At 42.8% G+C, this 285-nt stretch carries 1 protein-coding gene; it reads right to left on the bottom strand.

The window, feature by feature from the left end:
* A partial coding sequence (locus ACNQ0W_RS25665) for a CBS domain-containing protein (RefSeq protein WP_417933340.1) occupies positions 1-285 on the bottom strand: 285 nt, incomplete at both ends.

Below are 285 nucleotides of genomic sequence, written 5' to 3'. Positions count from 1 at the left end.
CTAAAACAGTGTTGAAGTGTTCAATTGGTGTAAGTGCCTGCACCATCCATGCATTCGCTATTGTATGGTCGTTATCTGGAACAATGTACTGTGCATCTTCATCCGCAGTATCATGTTCGTCTTCAATTTCACCAACGATCTCTTCAAGAATATCTTCAAGCGTAACCAGTCCCGCTGTTGATCCATATTCATCAATCACAATCGCGATATGGGTCTGGGTATGCTTAAGCATACGAAGAACTTGATCTGAACGTGCACTTTCAGGCACAAATAATGGCTGACGCA

Source organism: Enterobacter cloacae complex sp. 6730903, from assembly GCF_048283985.1.
GTDB lineage: Bacteria > Pseudomonadota > Gammaproteobacteria > Enterobacterales > Enterobacteriaceae > Enterobacter > Enterobacter hormaechei_C.
The sequence above is the reverse complement of the archived record's forward strand: the minus strand, read 5'-3'. Positions and strand labels throughout refer to the sequence as shown.